Annotated in this window: 14 protein-coding genes; 13 read left to right on the plus strand and 1 reads right to left on the minus strand. The window is 57.1% G+C overall.

Annotated elements, in window-relative coordinates; translation table 11 throughout:
• The first annotated feature begins 47 nt into the window (after positions 1–47).
• The 10 genes from AC01YT_RS06825 (at position 48) to AC01YT_RS06870 (ending at position 11289) form a co-directional block, all read left to right on the plus strand.
• Positions 48–1562: a sugar ABC transporter ATP-binding protein gene (locus tag AC01YT_RS06825; protein WP_476673919.1), complete on the plus strand. Its 1515-nt coding sequence runs from the start codon at positions 48–50 to the stop codon at positions 1560–1562.
• Positions 1559–2578, plus strand: coding sequence for an ABC transporter permease (locus AC01YT_RS06830; protein ID WP_476673921.1), 1020 nt, complete (start codon positions 1559–1561; stop codon positions 2576–2578). Before AC01YT_RS06825 ends, AC01YT_RS06830 begins: the two co-directional genes overlap by 4 nt.
• A 135-nt stretch (positions 2579–2713) precedes the next feature.
• Positions 2714–3136, plus strand: a complete 423-nt coding sequence (locus AC01YT_RS06835) for a single-stranded DNA-binding protein (protein WP_476673923.1) — start codon at positions 2714–2716, stop codon at positions 3134–3136.
• Complete coding sequence (locus AC01YT_RS06840) at positions 3137–3820, plus strand: haloacid dehalogenase (protein WP_476673925.1); 684 nt, start codon at positions 3137–3139, stop codon at positions 3818–3820.
• Complete coding sequence (locus tag AC01YT_RS06845) at positions 3792–4037, plus strand: hypothetical protein (RefSeq protein ID WP_476673927.1); 246 nt, start codon at positions 3792–3794, stop codon at positions 4035–4037. Before AC01YT_RS06840 ends, AC01YT_RS06845 begins: the two co-directional genes overlap by 29 nt.
• A complete protein-coding gene (locus tag AC01YT_RS06850; RefSeq protein WP_476673929.1) occupies positions 4034–4549 on the plus strand; it encodes a CRISPR-associated protein Cas4 in 516 nt (171 codons plus the stop codon). The genes AC01YT_RS06845 and AC01YT_RS06850 overlap by 4 nt, the downstream gene beginning before the upstream one ends.
• A gap of 39 nt (positions 4550–4588) precedes the next feature.
• Complete coding sequence (locus AC01YT_RS06855) at positions 4589–5458, plus strand: NAD(+)/NADH kinase (protein ID WP_476673931.1); 870 nt, start codon at positions 4589–4591, stop codon at positions 5456–5458.
• Positions 5455–5979 carry a B-box zinc finger protein gene (locus tag AC01YT_RS06860; protein WP_476673933.1) on the plus strand — a complete coding sequence of 175 codons (525 nt, stop codon included), beginning with the start codon at positions 5455–5457 and terminating at the stop codon, positions 5977–5979. The genes AC01YT_RS06855 and AC01YT_RS06860 overlap by 4 nt, the downstream gene beginning before the upstream one ends.
• A 13-nt stretch (positions 5980–5992) precedes the next feature.
• Positions 5993–7756, plus strand: a complete 1764-nt coding sequence (recN, locus tag AC01YT_RS06865) for a DNA repair protein RecN (RefSeq protein ID WP_476673935.1) — start codon at positions 5993–5995, stop codon at positions 7754–7756.
• A 20-nt stretch (positions 7757–7776) separates the two neighbouring features.
• On the plus strand, positions 7777–11289 hold the full coding sequence (locus AC01YT_RS06870) for an AAA family ATPase (RefSeq protein ID WP_476673937.1): 3513 nt from the start codon (positions 7777–7779) through the stop codon (positions 11287–11289).
• Between the two features lie 144 nt (positions 11290–11433).
• On the opposite strand, the gene AC01YT_RS06875 is transcribed toward AC01YT_RS06870, so the two are convergent.
• A complete protein-coding gene (locus AC01YT_RS06875) occupies positions 11434–13845 on the minus strand; it encodes an endonuclease MutS2 (RefSeq protein ID WP_476673939.1) in 2412 nt (803 codons plus the stop codon).
• A 143-nt stretch (positions 13846–13988) separates the two neighbouring features.
• Here AC01YT_RS06875 and AC01YT_RS06880 point away from each other — a divergent pair, with 143 nt between their 5' ends.
• The 3 genes from AC01YT_RS06880 to cas10 all read left to right on the plus strand — a co-directional run bounded on the left by AC01YT_RS06880 (position 13989) and on the right by cas10 (position 18032).
• Entirely contained in the window at positions 13989–14465 is a 477-nt protein-coding gene (locus AC01YT_RS06880; protein ID WP_476673941.1) for a hypothetical protein, read from the plus strand.
• Between the two features lie 81 nt (positions 14466–14546).
• A complete protein-coding gene (locus AC01YT_RS06885) occupies positions 14547–15428 on the plus strand; it encodes a CRISPR-associated ring nuclease (protein WP_476673943.1) in 882 nt (293 codons plus the stop codon).
• Positions 15429–15554: 126 nt separating this feature from the next.
• On the plus strand, positions 15555–18032 hold the full coding sequence (gene cas10 / locus AC01YT_RS06890; RefSeq protein ID WP_476673945.1) for a type III-A CRISPR-associated protein Cas10/Csm1: 2478 nt from the start codon (positions 15555–15557) through the stop codon (positions 18030–18032).

The following is an 18032-nucleotide window of genomic DNA, read 5'->3' on the forward strand; positions in this document are numbered from 1 at the left end:
CTGTGGGGGGCGAGTTGTCTCGCCCCCTACATTCCCGCCGAGGTGATATGCACGAAACCATCCCACGCTTACGACTAGAACATGTTTCAAAAGCCTTTCCTGGTGTCCAGGCGGTTAATGATGTTAGTTTGGACGTCTATGGTGGTGAGATCCTTGCCCTGGTTGGGGAAAACGGGGCCGGTAAATCCACCCTGATGAACATCATCAATGGCGTGGTGCCGCTGGATTCCGGCAAGATTTACCTCGAAGGCCAACCGGTCTCCATCACTTCACCACGCCAGGCGCTGGAATTGGGCATCACCATGATTCACCAGGAACTGGCGCTGATCCCCCAACTGACGGTAGGACAGAACATCTTCTTGGGGCGCGAGCCGCGGCGTTGGCGCTTTTGGGTGGATTGGAAGCGCCTTTATGACCAGGCTCAGGCCGAATTGGATCGCTTGGGGATTGATGTGCCGGTGCAGGCGCGGGTAGCCGATTTGAGCATCGCCCAGCGGCAACTGGTGGAGATTGCCAAAGCCCTTTCTTACAATGCACGCCTGATTGCCCTGGATGAACCAACCAGTGCCCTCACCGAGCGCGAGACAGAGACGCTCTTCCGCTTGGTACGAGCATTGCGCGATCAAGGCGTGGCTTTGATTTACATCTCCCATCGTCTGGAAGAGGTTTTTAAACTGGCAGACCGAATTGCCGTGATGCGAGATGGGCAATTGGTGGCGGTAGGACCGGCACGCGACTTCACCCCGGCAGACGTAGTACGCTTGATGGTTGGGCGCGAACTGACCGAGTTCTTCCCCAAGGTGCCCACCCGGCGCGGTGAGCCAGTCTTGCGCGCGGTAAACCTGCACGCCGGGCGCGAAGTACGTGGGGTCAGCCTGGAACTGTATCAGGGCGAGATTGTCGGCTTGGCAGGGTTGGTCGGAGCGGGGCGCACGAACTTGGCACGCCTGCTCTTTGGCGCCGACCGCGCTGAGGCCGGTGAAATTTGGATAGATGGACGAAAGGTGGATATTCGTTCCCCCCGCGACGCTATTCGCCTGGGCATTGGGTTGGTACCGGAGGATCGCAAATCACAGGGGCTATTCCTGGGGCAGAGCGTGCGCTTTAACGCTGGAGCCAGTCTGTTGGAACGCCTCTCGCGGCTGGGTTTTATTGATTATCGGCGCATCAACCAGATGGTTAAAACCATCATCGAACGTCTTCGCGTGCGTACCCCAAGCTTGAATCAGCGCGTGCGTCATCTTTCGGGTGGCAACCAGCAAAAAGTGGTCATTTCGCGTTGGTTGACCCTCAACCCGAAAGTGCTGATTCTGGATGAACCCACCCGCGGCGTAGATGTGGGGGCCAAGGCTGAGATTCACGCTTTGATGAGCGAATTGGCCGCTCAAGGCATGGCAATTCTGATGATTTCCTCGGAATTGCCGGAAATTTTGGGCGTCAGTGACCGCATTTTGGTCATGCACGAGGGGCGCATCGTGGCTGAATTTAGCCGTGAGGAGGCCACCCAAGACTTGATCATGCAGGCAGCAACCGGACAACTGGAACGGAGGGTAGCAGCATGAGCCAGCCACTGAACCCTGCCCCTGGCCTGGGTGAGTTTCTGCGCCGTAACAGTACCTACGCGATCCTTGTGGCGATTGGAGTGGGATTCGCCATCCTTTCACCGGATTTTCTAACCCTAAATAACCTGCTCACGGTGGCGCTGCAATCTACCCTGGTGGCATTGGCCGCGATGGGGATGACATTGACCATCATAACGGGCGGCATTGATCTTTCGGTGGGGTCAGTAGCTGCACTGAGCGGGGCACTAGCAGCAGGGCTCGCGACGCGGGGTGGACTGGGGACCTATCCGGGTTTGCTGATCGGCCTGCTAGCGGGCGCGGGGATCGGCCTGCTTAATGGAGCGATGATTGTGTGGGGCCGCATCCCGCCTTTTGTCGCCACCTTGGCCACCATGGCCATTGCGCGCGGACTTACTCTGGTCTATACTCAGGGACGCCCAATTGCCGGGTTGGACCGCGCCTTTACTTTCTGGGGTAGTGATAGCCTGCTCGGGGTACCACTGCCGGTATGGGTTCTGCTGGTGGTAGCGGTGTTGATTCATCTGCTGCTCTCGCAAACAGCGCTGGGATTGCACATCTACGCCGTTGGTGGGGGTGAAGAGACCACCCGCCTGGCGGGCGTAAGCGTGGGTATGGTCAAGTTGTGTGTGTACATGATTAGCGGTGCCACCGCCGCGCTGAGCGGCTTGATCCTCACCGCGCGATTGTGGTCGGCCCAGCCCAACATTGGGGTGGGGCTGGAACTGGATGCCATCGCAGCGGCAGTATTAGGTGGGAGCAGCCTGGCCGGCGGCGTAGGGAGTATCCCGGGCACCCTGGCCGGCGCATTCATCATCGGTGTGCTTTCGAACGGGCTTAACCTGCTGGAGGTACCCTCATACAACCAGCAAGTGATCAAAGGTTTGGTGTTCATCTTAGCAGTGACATTGGATTACTTCATCAAGCAGCGGCGCAGTCCCAAAATACGACCGGTGACACCGGCTGCGCCACAAGACAAAACGAGCGGATGTGCATAAAGCGCTCTTTCTTTTTCGGTTTACCCCTGGGCATGCAGTATAATAAATACATCCTTCATCTCATAGAGCATTAAAACATTGGGCAGCTCTGTGACGTGTAAGGAATCTTCTGCGAGGCTCTAGAGGAGGCCAGGGATGTATCATAAGATCATTATTGTGGGCAACTTGGGGCGCGATCCTGAAATGCGCTTTACGCTTAATGGACAACCTGTCACCAGTTTTTCGGTTGCATCTAATCGCCGCTATACCGATGCGGATGGTCAAACGGTAACCGAAACGATTTGGTTCAGAGTGACGGTATGGGGAAAACAAGCCGAATCGTGCAGCCAATACCTGCGCCAAGGTAGCCGCGTCCTGGTCGAGGGCACCCTCATCCCCGATACTTCTACGGGTAGCCCGCGCATCTTCCAGCGCCGAGATGGCACAGCCGGCGCTTCCTTCGAGGTGCGGGCTCAAACCGTGAAATTCCTCAGCGCCCGGGGAGAAACCGCGGAGGGGGTCATTCCCGAAACCGAGCCCCTAGAAGATGTCGAGGGGGGGGATAATCTCCCTTTCTAAATGGCCGCTAAGATGAAGATAGATGATTTTGAAGCCTTTGCCCGCCAGGTGCACGCCACGCTGGATGCGCTGAATCAGACCCGCGAGGCCGCCCTCACCCAGGCGCGCCAACTGACACGCGCCTCGGCGTACGCCATCCGCGCTATTCATCGTAGCGCGAGCGACCAAGCCGATGCCTTTTTGGCTCAGGCGCGTGCCCTGGCGGAGCAGTTGCAGGGCCTGGCACAAACCTACCCCCAGATTTTCTATGCCGGGTACACCCAGGATGCGCTCAAAGAATACGCTGAGGCCACCCTCACCTGTGCCATCATTGAGAACCGCCCGCTTCCCACGCCCGAAGCGCTGAATTTGGATTATGCCATCTATCTCAACGGCTTAGCCGAGGTGGTGGGCGAGCTGCGCCGCCGCTGCTTGGATATCCTACGCCAGGGCTATTCCGAAGAGGCCGAGCGCCTGCTGACCTGGATGGACGAAATTTACAACCTGCTGGTAACCCTGGATTATCCGGACGCGTTAACCAACAACCTACGTCGCCAGACCGACCTAGTGCGCGGTATCGTGGAACGCACCCGCGGTGATTTGACCCTGAGCCTGCGTGAAGAGCGGCTACAGCTGGCCCTCAACCGCCTGGCCCAGCAGTTGCCTGAAACCAGCGATGAGTCCGCGCCCGATTCGCGCCTCTGATCTGGTTACGTATCTCTACTGTCACCGTGCCTGGTGGTATCGTTTACAGGGGGTGGAATCAGCCAACCTCACCCAGATGCAGGCCGGTGAGATCTTCCATGCGGCCCACGGGCGGCGTGTTTTTCGCGCCCGCTTGCTCCAACTGGCCGGTTGGGGGCTGTTGTTGCTTGCAACGCTCTTATTGGTAGCCCTAGTAACCTTATATTGGCTTCAATGACCATTGGGCTGATTTTTGTCTCCCTTCTAGTCCTGGTAGCGTTGTTCCTGCTCTGGCAAGGGCGGCGTGAACAACAGCGCGCCGGCCTCCCTCTCGGACGCCTGCTTTACACCGATCTACACCCGTTGCGCCCCACCGAGCGGGTGTTGTTCGATCCCCAAACCGGCCTGAGCGGTAAGCCGGATTATGTGGTTCAACAGGGGGATGTGCTTATCCCGGTCGAAGTCAAAGCCCGTGAAGCCCCTTTACAACCCCATCTAGGGCATATCTACCAGGTTTTGGCCTATTGCTTGTTAATTGAAAGTCATACTGGCCACCGTCCACCCTACGGTGTGCTGCGTTATCGCAATCGCACTTTCGCCATTGATTACACGCCACAGGCCGAGCAAACCCTGCGCGACCTGCTGACCGAAATGCAAAATGCCACCCCGCGCACGCTCGTGCGTTCCCATAACGAGGTTATCCGTTGCGCGCACTGTGGCTATCGTGCCCATTGCGACCAGCGCCTTTGAAGCCCGACCAAGGAGGTCAGGCTGGTATAATAGGAACAGATGTCCAGCCCACACCCTCTCCCGCAGCGATTTGCGATTGGTTATCATCCCACCATGGCCGAAGCCCCGCTGGTGGCTGAGGCCGTGCAGCAATTTTTGGAGCGCCAGGGCTACCCAGTGGTGATCTGTGCGCCGTTGCCGAGCCTGCGCCAACATCTGCAAGCCGGACAGGCCGATGTGCTGATCGCATTGGGAGGGGATGGCACCATGTTGCGCGCAGGACATGTGTGTGCCCCGCTACACATCCCGGTGTTAGGGATCAATCTGGGGCGGTTCGGCTTTCTGATGGAAGTGCGTCAGGACGATTGGCCGCGCCGCTTGCCCCTGCTTTTGAGCGGTCAGTACTGGTTGGAAGAACGCATGTTGTTGAAGGCATCTCACCTGCGCGGGGAGCAGGTCCTGGGCGAGTGGAGCGTGCTCAACGAAGTGGTGGTATGCCGGGGACAGATTGTCCGCCCGGTGCGCCTGACCGCCACCGTAGATGGCTACCCGTTGAGCACCTACATCGCCGACGGGTTGATCGTCGCCACCCCCACTGGCTCCACGGCGTATGCCCTGGCTGTGGGTGGGCCGATCATGCCTCCGGAACTGCGCAGCATCCTCATCGTGGCCGTAGCCCCCCATCTCTCCATGGACCGTGCGGTCATCCTGCCACCCGAGTCTGTAGTCACCGTGACCGTGCAATCCAGCCATCAAGCGGTCATGAGCGTGGATGGGCAACCGCCACTTCCGCTGGAAAATGATGATGTGGTGCGGGTGCAGGCCAACCACAACACGGTTCAATTTATCCGCTTTCAAGATCGCGGTTATTTCTATCGCAACATTAATGCCTATATGGAACTCAACCCCGCTGCAATGGACAATGAATGATGAGCACGAACGCCCCCAGCCCGCTTTATTGCGTCAACCATCCTGAACGTGAAACTCTGCTGCGTTGCAATCGCTGTGAACGCCCCATTTGCCCGGAATGTGCCGTGCTCACCCCCACCGGCTACCGCTGCAAAGATTGTGTACGATCCCAGCAGAAAGTCTTTGACACCGCCCAATGGTATGATTACCCCCTGGCCATTGTGGTTGCCGGTGTATTGAGTTTTCTGGGCAGCCTGATTGCCAGCCTGCTAGGGTTCCTCACCCTCTTTGTGGCGCCGGTTGCGGGGGTGATTGTGGCCGAGGCAGTGCGCTGGATCACCCAGCGGCGGCGCTCACGCTGGCTTTACCGCGCTGCAACCCTGGCCGCCATGATCGGTGGCGCCGTGCTAATCCTGGCCCAGGTGGCCGGATTTCTCTTGGGCCGGAATGGGATTTCCCTCTGGCCATTGCTGTGGCAAGGTGCTTATATCGCTCTGGTTGGGAGCACCGTTTTCTATCGTCTGACCGGAATAAAGATTTAGGCTGTGGCACAGAATGTTGCGGGAACTGCGGATCGAGAATTTTGCCATCATTGAGCACCTGGAACTGAATTTTGAGCCGGGGTTGACCGTGTTCACCGGTGAGACCGGGGCAGGTAAATCTATCCTGCTGGATGCGCTGATGATGGTGCTGGGTAGCCCAACCGATGTCACCTTCATCCGCAGTGGCACCGATCGCGCTATCGTGGAAGCTGTGTTCGAGATCACCCCCTCGGTACGTGAACCCCTGTTGACCATGCTGGACGCCGAGAACTTGCTCGACGAGGACCGTGAGCATGTTCTGCTGGCGCGTGAACTGCGCCAAGGTGGGCGCAGCGTGGCACGCGTTAATGGACACAGCGTCAGCCTAGGTTTGTTGCGCGAGATTGGGCGGTTACTGGTGGACATTCACGGCCAATCTGAACACCTCTCGCTGTTGGACGTGCGCCAGCATCTGCACCTGCTGGATCGCTACGCCGGCAATGCGCCCTGGGTGGAAGCCTACCGCCAAACCTACCGCGAGTGGCGGCACCTGGAACGCGAACTTCAGAATCTGCACGAGGCCGAGCGCGATGCCGCTCAACGCATGGATCTGCTCACCTTTCAAATTCGAGAAATCGAAGCTGCTAATCTGCAACCCGGCGAAGAAGACGAACTGCGCCAGGAGCGCAATCGCCTGGCTAATGCCGAACACTTGGCCACTCAGATACGGCAAGCCTTGCTGTTACTGGATGAGGGGGAAGGCGAGACACCGCCGTTAACCGATTTATTGGGGCAGGTGGCTCAGGCATTGCATACCATCGCACGCTTTGACCCCAGCCAACACGGACTGAGCGAGCAGGCCGAGACCCTGCTCGCCATGGCCGAAGACCTGGCAAGTGAGTTGCGCCGTTATGAGGAACAAATCGAATATAACCCACGCCGTTTGGAAAAAATCGAAGAACGTTTGGATCTCATCCAGCGCCTCAAGCGCAAATATGGTGGAAGCATTGAGGCCATCCTCGCCTATGCCGAAAAGGCCCGCCAGGATCTGGATACCATTACCCACGCGACCGAACGAATTGCCGAATTAGAGGTCCAGCGCGAGGTGCTCTTACAACAACTGCGTGAGCACGGCCTGGCGCTTTCGGCGCGCCGACGCGAAGCCGCTACCGGTTTGGCACGGGCGGTCGAGGCCGAACTGGCCGACCTGAGCATGAGCGGGGCACGGTTTGAGGTTGCCGTTGCCCTTTTAGATGATCCCAATGGTCTGTCGCTCGACGATGGCCGCAACGTGCACGTTGATGAGCGTGGGTTCGACCAGGTGGAGTTTCTGATCGCCCCTAACCCCGGCGAAGGACTGAAGCCCATGGTCAAGATTGCTTCGGGTGGCGAGACCTCGCGGCTGATGTTGGCCCTAAAACGCGTTCTCACTCAAGCAGATGCTATCCCCACCCTGATCTTCGATGAGATTGATCAGGGCATTGGAGGACGGGTGGGTAGTGTCGTGGGTGAAAAACTCTGGTTGTTGGCGCGTCATCATCAGGTATTATGTGTGACCCATCTGCCCCAGCTGGCTGCCTACGGAGATCATCACTACGGCGTGCGCAAGCAGGTACAAGGTGGACGCACCACCACCCAGGTGCAGCCGTTGGAAGGCAAGGCGCGAGTCACCGAATTGGCGCAAATGCTGGGAGGGCAAAGCGTAGCGCATCTGAGCGCGGCACAGGAGATCTTAGAACAGGCCCAACAGCGAAAGCAGGCCTTACTGACAACTCAGGTGCAAGTAAGGGATGGTTAACATGAGAAAAGCAGGGCCAGATGGATTCTGAGCGTGTTCCTCCTCTGCGTATTTTGCTCCTTGGCCCCCCTCAAATTGAATACGGCGGGCGGCCGCTGAGGATTCAGCGCCGCCTATTGCGCACGTTGCTCTACTACCTCGCCGCCCAATCCGAGCCGGTAGGACGCCAAACGCTCTTAGACCTCTTCTGGCCGGATGAAGATGAAGAGAGCGCGCGCCGTCACCTACGTGAGACCTTGAGCAAACTACGCACGGCGTTACCCCTACCCACATTGCTCCATACTGCCCAAGACCTGGTCGCCCTGGATCAGAACCAGGTTTACGTAGATGCGCGCGAATTCCAGACCCTGTTGCACCAGGTGCGCATTTATCTCAAATTACCCCTTACCACACCATTACCCGAGGCAGCGTATCAAAAACTATGCAAAGCGGTGGGGTTGTGGCGCGGGCAGCGTTTCTTAGCCGGTGTAGAGTTACCTTCGACCGAGGCCTTCGACGATTGGCTCACCTATACTTCAGCCACCTTGGAAAACGGCCTCCTGACCAGCCTGGAAGTATTAGCCGAGCACGCGGCGCTGAGCGGTGATTTGGATGAGGCCATCCACTGGACGCGCCGAGCATTACAAGTAGATGAGTCACACTGGCGGCTACGGGCCCACCTGATTGGCTGGTTGTGCGATTTAGGCCAGTACCAAGCGGCGCAGGAAGAGTGTGAGCGGGTACAACGCGACCTCGCTGCGGAGGGCATCACCGAGGTGCCTGAGGAATACCGTGCGCTGTGTCAGCGCTTGCACCAAGTCCTTTTACAACCCCGTCCACCGGAGCCGGTGCCCTGGTTCAGCCTACGCACCCTACACGTCCCCTTTGTGGGCCGGGATGAGGCGTTGGAAACTCTGCGCACCATGGCGTCTCAGGGTGGGATTGCGATCGTATGGGGTGAGGCCGGCAGTGGGAAAAGCCGCCTGATGTTCGAACTTTATCAATCCCTCCAACCCGCGCCGCGCCTGGTGCTGGCGAACGGCCTGGCCCATGAGCGAGATACTCCCTATCACCCTTTGGTTCAGGCTCTACGTGAGGCGGTGCTGACCGAAGAGTGGCAGACCTTGCCGCCCCATTGGGTGCAAATTTTGCTTCCCCTCTTGCCTGAACTCGCCGTCTATATTCCGGCGGGTGCACCCGCTCCCATCGAAAACCGTGAAACGCATCTGTCAGCAGCCATAGAACATGTTTTACGCCGCCTTTCCCAACATGGGCGGCTACTTTTATTCCTGGATGATGCCCAATGGTGCGACGAAGCCACACTGCACACCCTAACCCACCTGGTTACGCAGCGCTTTTTCACCCACGGTAATCTATTGGTCATCGCCGCGCGACCCGAGGAACCTAACCCCGCCCTGCAAACTTTCCTGACCACCTCGCCGGTTTCCTGGCTGCTGAAGGCCATCCCTCTTAATCCACTGACGGCTTCGGCTGTTGCGCAGATTGTTCGCTACGCTTTGGGTCAGTCAGCTCCCCCAGCCTGGGTAGAAGCCCTGGCACGGGCCACAGGCGGCAATCCTCTCTTTGTCTTGGAAACCTTGCGCGCTTTGTTAGAAGCCCACTCCGATCTTAGTCCGGAACACCTGCCCACAACCTTCCCGGTCGCCCAAAGCGTACGGGCGTTGGCCAACGAACGGCTGCACCTGCTCCGCCCCCAGACGCGCCAAATCCTGCTGGCGGCAGCCGTCCTGGGCGAAACCTTCCGTTTGGATATTCTCGAGGCTATGTTACAGGAGCCAGCTGAGGCGGTGGTGGAAGCGGTGGAAGAGATGGAACGGGCTTACCTCGTACGCCCTTGTGACCCAGTCCATGGGGGTTATACGTTCCAACACCCCCTGATTCGCGAGGTCCTGCTCCTGGAATCAAGTGAAGCCCGCTTGCAGTTCTTGCACTTGCGGGCCGCGCGGGCGCTGGAAGCCTGTGGTGAAGCTCAAAGCGCAGCTGCACAGATTGCCACACACTTTGAAGCCGGTGGCGAGGAATCTCTGGCTGCGCATTACTGGGTCGAAGCGGCTTATCAGGCCGCCCTTGACGCCCAACCGCAAGCGGCCGAGAGCGCCTTTCAGCGCGCAGAAGAACTATTATTACGCCTGGAACGCCCGCTAAGCGTTGAATTGATCCACCGTTTATACACCGGCTGGGCTGAATTGGCGTTTAACCGTTATGACCTGGAGACCAGCGAGCGCTGTTATACCGCCTTATTGCGCCACGGTGAACAACGTTACAATGCGCTGATGATTGGGAGTGGACTGAGCGGCCTGGGACAGGTTGCCACGGCGCGTATGCAGGCCCGTCAGGCCTTAAATTTCCTTGAACAGGCGCTGCCCTACCTCGAGAAGAGCGGCCACCTCGAAGAGCAAATGGAAGCGCTCAATCGCAAAGCGGCATCGTTGCTCTTGCTTCAGCGGTTTTATGATGCTGTGTTGCTCTACCAACGCGTGCTGGAAATGGGACAGGCGGCAGAAACTCTGAGCGGGCAACGGGCACTGGGGAATGCCCGGTATCAACTGGCCAAGACCTATTACATCCTGGGCTGGCCGGAGCGCACCCGCCTGTTCGCGGAACAGGCGCTGGCACAGAGCCGAGCCCTTTACACTCTGGGATATCGTGGTCGGGCCCTTCTGGCGTTAGCGCTGGCGCAACAAGAAATGGGTGACTTCACAGCAGCGCTGGAAACCTGCCAACAAGGTCTGCAAGAAGCCGCACGGTGGGACAATGCGGCTCTGGCGGCGCGGTTATGGCTCTGCCGCGCACAGGTCTGTTTGAAGTTGGGGTTGATTCAGACGGCTTGGGACGCGTTGGAACAGGCCCGGACTCAAGTCGCCTCACTCAACAAGCGCAATCCGGTGCTTGCCGAGATGTACGTCACCCAGGGTGACCTGTGGCTGGCGTTGGGGGATTACGCTGCCGCCCTGGCTGAGTTCCGCGCCAGCTTGGAAGTTGCCCAGGACCTGCATTCCTCCACCGAGGCGCTTTACCGCTTGGGTTGGGCGCTGGTACTCAGCGGTCAATCCCAGGGTGGGTTGAATTTCCTTCTCCGCGCCATTGAACTGACCCGCACTACCGAAGTGACCCACGTTGCCCTGGCGGCGGAGATGGCCCTGGCCGAAGCCCACTATACCCTGGGCAACCTGGAAGAGGCCCAGCGCATCGCCCACCAAGCCGCAGACGAAGCCGCCCAGCGCAAAATGGGGTATCTGTTGCTCCGCTATCATACGTTACAGGCCTACATTGCCCATCGCCAACAGGCGCGAGATCTGGTGTTCCGCCATGCGCGCTTGCTCATCGAACAGGCTCAGGCGTTCCAATCCCTGTTATTTGAAGCCCTGGGGCTGGGACTGGCACTGCAAGCCATTGAGGGGAGTGAGATCAAAAACACTTTCCAGCACCGTCTCACAACGCTCTGCCAACAATTGCTTCACAATCTGGCTGCCGATCATCTACGTGAGCGTTTCGAACAGCGCCTCCAGCAGTGGCTAAATCCTGCTCCTTAAGGCTCTTTTGTCCACGTTTTGGCAACGCCCGGATTGTATACTCTAATCAAACAAGCGCGTTACCACTCGGGCAGAGGTACAAGGGACCCTCTGCAAGAAGGGCTGAAAGTGAAAACAAGCGGAGCACTTTCAGCCCTTTGGTTTTTAGGCCCCCTCGGTCTTCAAGCGGGCGATGGTCACACCGTCGCCACCCTCACCTTCCACGCCGCGTTCCCAGGTCGCCACATAGGGGTTTTGCCCCAGCGCCTCGCGGATGGCCTGGCGCAGGCGACCGGTGCCCTTGCCGTGAATGATGCGTACAAAGGGCAGGCCAGCCAAGTAAGCCGCTTCCAGGTGGCGTTCCAGCGCGGTTAAAGCGTCATCGGCACGCTGTCCGCGCAGGTCAAGTTCGAGGCCCGGCGAAGGGGCGATCAAGGTTGGGCTGGGAACGGCCGAGGCGGGAGCGGTCTTGCGCCGGCGCGGAACAGCCGGAGCCGGTGACGGTGGAGTCTCCGTAACTCCGGCGCGTTGGATATCGTGGAGGCCCGTGCGCAAGCGCAAATTGCCCAATTGCACTTCCACGTCCTCATCACCCTGGGCCACCACCGTGCCTTCCAGCCCCAGCGAGCGGATGCGCACCCGCTCGCCGAGTGCCGGGCGTTCAGGCGGAGTGGTCGGGGCAACGGCGGGGCTGAGCACCTTTTCGGCCTGTTCGCCCAGGGCTTCTACGGCTTCAGCCACCCGTTTTATCGCTTCAAGTGGGAGGCGGGCACGCGCCAGTTCTCGGCGTAAGCGCTCAATCTCTGCGCGCAGGGCCGCCAGTTCGGCTTCGGCGTGCTCGGCAGCCTGGCGCAGGATAGCCTGGCGTTCCTCTTCAATGCGTTCCAATTGGCGCGCCAGTTCCTGGCGCAGTGCTTCGGCTTTGGCCCGGGCTTGTTCAGCCTCGGCACGCGCCCGCTGAGCCAAGTCGCGCTGACGATGAATTTCTTCTAACAGATCCTCGGCTCGCAGATCGGTGGGATTGAGCATCTCCCGCGCTGCAGCAATAATGGAGGGTGGCAACCCCAGGCGCTCGGCGATAGCCAGGGCGTTACTGCGCCCGGGCAACCCAATCGTCAGATGGTAGGTAGGTTGTAGGGTTTGAAGATCAAATTCAACACTGGCATTAACAACGCCCGGTGTGGCGTGGGCGAAGGCCTTAAGTTCCGGGTAATGGGTGGCCACGAGGCAGGTCACCGGCAGTGCCACCAGGTGCGCCAGGATAGCCCGTGCCAAAGCAGATCCCTCCTGCGGGTCCGTGCCGGCACCGAGTTCGTCCAACAGCACCAACGCCTGGGGCGTGGTTTGCTTCAGAATCCGCACAATGTTGGTGATGTGTGCCGAGAACGTCGAGAGCGATTGCTCAATGGATTGTTCATCGCCGATATCCGCAAAGACATCGGCAAAGAGGCTCAGGGTGGAGCCCGGTTGGGCCGGGATGTGCAAGCCGGCCTGTGCCATCAGCACCAACAGGCCTACCGTTTTAAGCGAGACGGTCTTTCCGCCGGTGTTAGGCCCGGTGATCACCACGGCGTAGGTTTTCTCATCCAACACCACGTCAATCGGCACCACGCGCGCCGGATCAATCAGCGGGTGGCGGGTCTGGTAAAGGCGAAGGGTACTTCCGGGATGCAAAGGTGACGCCGGTTTGAACGGCAGCAGCACCGGTTCAGCAGCCCGCAGGTCATCGGCATATTTGGCGCACATCAATGCCAGATCAAACTCGGCCAGGGCTTCGACCAGTGCCGAGATGGTTTCAGCCTGTGCTCCCACTTGGGCCGATAGGGCAGCCAAGATGCGGCGTTCTTCATCCCGTGCCGCCAACTGCAACTCGTGCCAAGCGTTGTTGAGGTCCACAACCGCCAATGGTTCGACAAACAGGGTCGCCCCCGAGGCCGATTGATCGTGCACGATGCCGCGCAGGTGGCCCTTGCCCTCAGCCTTGAGCGGAAGGACGTAGCGGTCATTGCGCAGGGTGATCAGGCTCTCCTGCAGCCAAGGCGCTACCTTGGGATCGTTCATGATCGCGTTCAAGCGCCCCAGCAGGCGTTCGTGAGCGATTTTAATTTCAGCGCGCAGGGTGGCCAGGCGCGGCGATGCGCTATCCAGCACGTCACCGCGTTCTGAAACGGCACGTGAGATGGCTTCAATCAAGCCAGGGGGCGGCGCCATGCGGGCGGCAATGGCCGCCAGGTGAGGGAAATCCTGCCCATGGCGTTCAAAGAAACGCGCCAGGTCGCGCGCGGATTCTAGCGTGGTCTTGATTTCCAGCAGTTCATGTCCCAAGAGCACGCCGGCGCGGGCAGCGCGCGTCACCAATGGGCGAACATCGCGCGCCCCGCCGACGCTGATCTCGGCATGGCGGCTGAGCAGATGGCGCGCTTCGCGTGTGCACGCCTGACGCCGTGCCACTTCGTCAAAATCGGTACTGGGGCGTAGAGCATGCGCCAGTTCCGCCGAGGCGCTGAACGCGGCGTACCCCGCCAGACGTTCCAGGATCTTGGGAAACTCCAGCATGTGGAGGGATTTCTCATCCATGGCAGGATGATTTTACCCTGTTTTTGCTTTTTCCAAGGGTCAGAGCAGGCTCAAAACGCAGTTTTGGATTAAAATTCGGTTAGGGATGGGTTGAACCGACCTCAGCCTGCAACACACGACTCTGTGGGGAGAGATCAACCATCATGAGCAACCCTGAGATCACACCTTTCATCGGGCCAAATGGGCTAAAATATCTCAACGTTACCGCCCATCCGCTAAACTTGTTTGATCTGGATTACGGGGAGTTCATCGTACCGCCCAGTGGTTGGGTGGTCAATGTCGAAATTGAGGTGTTAACCAGCCACCGCGTGGGTGAAATTCAGGTGGATTATACCCGCCCGCTTAAGGATGCCGAAACCGAGCTGCTGTTACGGCAGTGGAAGGCGCGAGATGTGATCATCATCGGGAGTTCGACTGCGGCCATTGCTTACCCCGACCTGGTTTACGCGCCGGTGATGGTGATGAAAAATCAGCGCCTGACCAAAGTGGCTCATGCGCGGCGCTTTTCGGTGCCGGTGTTTGACGACGAGGAAACAATACCAACCATTACCCTAGAATTGGGCATGCAAGAATTTCGACCTCATCTCGATTGGTTAGAGACCGGTTTGAAAGGGGATTGAGAGTTTCCATGGGCCAAAAATTGCTATAATTGTATTATCTTCGCCGCATTTACAACGACTATCATCCACAGGGGGACGCCCTTGCCCACAAAGTGTGCTCTTATCGCCACCCTAGGAACGGAGCCACAGGTCATTACCGCAGGACTGGATCTGTTGTTAGATCGTCAAGAGCCGGTAAGCCGGGTGGAGGTCATTCATACCGGCGGAAACGCCACCATTGAGCAGGCGGTGCAAACCTTACGCACGGCGTTTGCCATGCCGCCCTATCGTGATCGTATTACGCTGGACCTGACGCCCATTCAGGATGGACACGGACGCATCTTAAGCGATGTTGAGACCCCCAGCGCCATTCAATGGGCGTTTCGGGTGCTTTATCATAGCGTATGGCGGGCAAAGCAAAACGGCGAGCGTTTGCATCTATTGCTGGCCGGTGGGCGTAAAACGCTCAGTGTGTTTGCCCTGGTCACCGCGCAATTGCTCTTTGATAAGGAAGACGCGCTGTGGCATCTTTATTCGGCAGGAGAATTCCTTGCCAGTCGCCGTCTGCATCCCCAGCCGGGGGACGAGGTACACCTGATCCCCATCCCGGTGCCGCTGCGTGACGCCCTCTCACCGGCTCTCACCCACCTGCGCACGATCAGCGATCCTTATAGGGCGCTGGAGCGCCTGCAGCGGCTGGATTTGGAAAAGCGGGTGCGCGAGGCGCAGACGTTCGTGGAAAGACAACTCAGTAAGGCCGAGCGGCGGGTGGTGGAGCTGCTGGTGCGCGAGGGGTTGAGCGACCGCGAACTGGCCCAGCGCCTGCATCTTTCCGAACGGACAGTAGAACAGCATCTATGCTCGGCTTACCAGAAAGCCACCACGCACTGGGGGCTGGACGATGTGAACCGCGCGCAACTGGTTGCCCTACTGGGTTTGTATTATCAGTATCGCCATGACGAAAATACGGGAAAACCCGCATGACAAAGCCGTTAGGATTTGCTACATTAAAAGCGCCCGTACGGGAGTCGCTGCGAGGGGGAAAGCGACACGGGGTGCAGGACTTACCGGCGGGCCTTTCACCATTTTGGGATGAGGAAAGGAGGTTGCATGAGTGAGGATCGCCGTGAGCGTGCCCTGAAACTGGCCCTGGCCGGCCTACTCCACGATGTGGGGAAATTCGCTCAACGAGCAGGAGTAGCTCCTGAGGATCAAACTTTTACAAAGGAAGATGTTGGAGAACATGGGTATCATGCTCTTTTGAGCTATGATTTTGCCCGAAAATACGTGCCCTCTAGTTTACTCTCTGCGCTGAGCGGCGTTTTGCTCCATCATCGCTCGGATATAGAGGATCCGGATGTAAAAATTATCCAAATTGCCGATCACTTAGCCGCAGCTGAAAGGCGTGTAGGAAGTGAGGAGATAGAAGATCCGGAGAAAGCCCGGCTAATCTCGATTCTGACGACTGTAACATTAAAGGACACGTTCACCCCATCCGATTATCGGTATCGCTTGAAACCATTAGATCCACGGGATGAAGAAACAATATTTCCCGTCCTTAGAGGAGAAGATACAGATAGTTACCGAGAATTATGGGAAGCCTTTACCCAAGAATTAGACCAGTGGAAAAAGGAACCTCAATGGAATCGTCAAAGTCTTGAGGCCTTCTATACGACTTTGACTGCACTGCTCTACAAATATACATGGTGTGTGCCCTCAGCCACTCCTTGGCAAAAAGGAAAATCCGAACAATATCGAAGGGCTTATCCCGACGTTTCACTTTATGACCATGCTCGTATTGTCTCAGCCATTGCCGCATGCTTGGCTTATGATGATCGCAGTTCTTTTCCCCAACCGAATGAGGCCATATTACTACTCGTAAGAGGGGATGTATCTGGGATTCAAGACTTTATTTACCGCATATCACGCCCTGAAGCCACCACTGAGCATATTGCTAAACGCCTGCGTGGGCGCTCGTTTTACTTACAACTTCAGACAGAATTGATTGTCGATTGGATCCTGCGGGAGTTAGGTTTGCCATTTACATGTAGCATCTTTGTCGGCGGAGGAAGGTTTGATTTAATCCTGCCACTAAGCGCCGAGAAAGCGCTTGAAGAGTTGAAAGAGAAATTGGAGACCTGGTTGCTTGAAGCCTTCATGGGTGAGATTGGAATCTGGATAGCGGTTGAAAAAGCCTGTCGAGAAGATCTGAGAGACACTAGTCACATCTCGCAACGACTCAATGAAGATATTGAGTCCATTAAGCAACGAAAGTGGAAACGCTTCCTCTCCAACCCATCCTTTTATGAGCCTGAAAAACATAATCCACAAAGTAAAAAGACCTGGCATGTGTGTTCAGCATGTCAACTCACTCCAATGCCGGATAGTGGTCAGATTTGCGATTTGTGCGAAAACCACGAGAGAATCGGCAAGCATTTGCCTTACACCAAATATTTGGTGTATGTTTATGACCCAAACATCACATTATCCGAACAAAACGTGATTGATTTCAATTTTCCTAAGGTTCAAGTTGCTTTCGTTCGTGATGAAAAAGACGTGCAACAGTTACTTTCAAGAACAAAAGAGGTTCTGATAAGTGCTATTAATCAAACGCAAAACTTTGTGTTTACAGGAGTGCCATGCACCTTTCGCTTTCTAGCCAATGAGGCACCGTTAGCACGCCGTCCACTTTCCATCTCAGATCTTGAGGTTGCACAGGGGGATGTTCTGCCATTTGAAGCTATTGCCGATCTCAGCCAGGGAGCTGACCGTATTGGAATTCTAATGGCCGATGTGGACAACCTAGGCGTCCTTATGAGCGAAGGTTTGCGCGAAATTAATCCTGTTAAACCTCCAGATCAACTGCTACGTCCCACACTTTCTCGCGTTGCGACACTTAGTCGCACCCTCGATCTTTTCTTCACAGGTTACCTCAACACCTTGTGCAAAGAGATTGCTGAAGAATGGGAACAAGAGGTCAATAATGATCCTAGCTCAGATGGGCTTTTTTACATTACATACTCGGGAGGTGATGATCTGTTCATCATTGGCCCGTGGGATCAGACCCTGATATTAGCCAAAGAGATTCGTGAAAAGTTTCGAAAGTTTTGCGGGAATAATCCGGATCTCACGCTCTCTGCCGGCTATGTTCAGGTCAAACCGCGTTATCCGGTGCATCGCTTTGCCATGCTGGTCAGAGAAGCCGAGGGTCAAGCCAAACGCGACGGTCGCAATCGCATTCACCTATTTGGCCAGAGTCTGCCATGGACCGACCAAGACATTCAAGCCGAGGATAAAGTGAGTTTTGAGTGGTTATGGCATCAGGCGGAGGACTGGATTAAAGCTATCGCAGCCAAGGAGATTAACCGCGGCTTGATTTATGACCTGGGGGGCTTATTCCGCCAGCATGTTGATAGGGACGGTAAACTGAAGCCGTTATGGACGCCACGTCTATATTACATACTGGCGCGTCGGCTTAGTCAACAAGCACTGCAAACACACCAGAATAATTTGCTTAAGGTTATGGCAAGTGGTAAAACGCTTGTTCCAGTATCCATCACAAGTTTAAAGATCCGTGAAAGGAGGTAA

This window comes from Thermanaerothrix sp., from assembly GCF_056331585.1.

Excerpts from the sequence above, each read along its gene's own strand:
- AC01YT_RS06855 (WP_476673931.1), top strand. The coding sequence starts at position 4,589 with ATGTCCAGCCCACACCCTCTCCCGCAGCGATTTGCGATTGGTTATCAT.
- AC01YT_RS06870 (WP_476673937.1), top strand. The coding sequence starts at position 7,777 with ATGGATTCTGAGCGTGTTCCTCCTCTGCGTATTTTGCTCCTTGGCCCC.
- AC01YT_RS06830 (WP_476673921.1), top strand. The coding sequence starts at position 1,559 with ATGAGCCAGCCACTGAACCCTGCCCCTGGCCTGGGTGAGTTTCTGCGC.
- cas10 (WP_476673945.1), top strand. The coding sequence starts at position 15,555 with ATGAGTGAGGATCGCCGTGAGCGTGCCCTGAAACTGGCCCTGGCCGGC.
- AC01YT_RS06835 (WP_476673923.1), top strand. The coding sequence starts at position 2,714 with ATGTATCATAAGATCATTATTGTGGGCAACTTGGGGCGCGATCCTGAA.
- AC01YT_RS06845 (WP_476673927.1), top strand. The coding sequence starts at position 3,792 with ATGAGTCCGCGCCCGATTCGCGCCTCTGATCTGGTTACGTATCTCTAC.
- AC01YT_RS06875 (WP_476673939.1), bottom strand. The coding sequence starts at position 13,845 with ATGGATGAGAAATCCCTCCACATGCTGGAGTTTCCCAAGATCCTGGAA.
- recN (WP_476673935.1), top strand. The coding sequence starts at position 5,993 with ATGTTGCGGGAACTGCGGATCGAGAATTTTGCCATCATTGAGCACCTG.
- AC01YT_RS06825 (WP_476673919.1), top strand. The coding sequence starts at position 48 with ATGCACGAAACCATCCCACGCTTACGACTAGAACATGTTTCAAAAGCC.
- AC01YT_RS06880 (WP_476673941.1), top strand. The coding sequence starts at position 13,989 with ATGAGCAACCCTGAGATCACACCTTTCATCGGGCCAAATGGGCTAAAA.
- AC01YT_RS06840 (WP_476673925.1), top strand. The coding sequence starts at position 3,137 with ATGGCCGCTAAGATGAAGATAGATGATTTTGAAGCCTTTGCCCGCCAG.
- AC01YT_RS06850 (WP_476673929.1), top strand. The coding sequence starts at position 4,034 with ATGACCATTGGGCTGATTTTTGTCTCCCTTCTAGTCCTGGTAGCGTTG.
- AC01YT_RS06860 (WP_476673933.1), top strand. The coding sequence starts at position 5,455 with ATGATGAGCACGAACGCCCCCAGCCCGCTTTATTGCGTCAACCATCCT.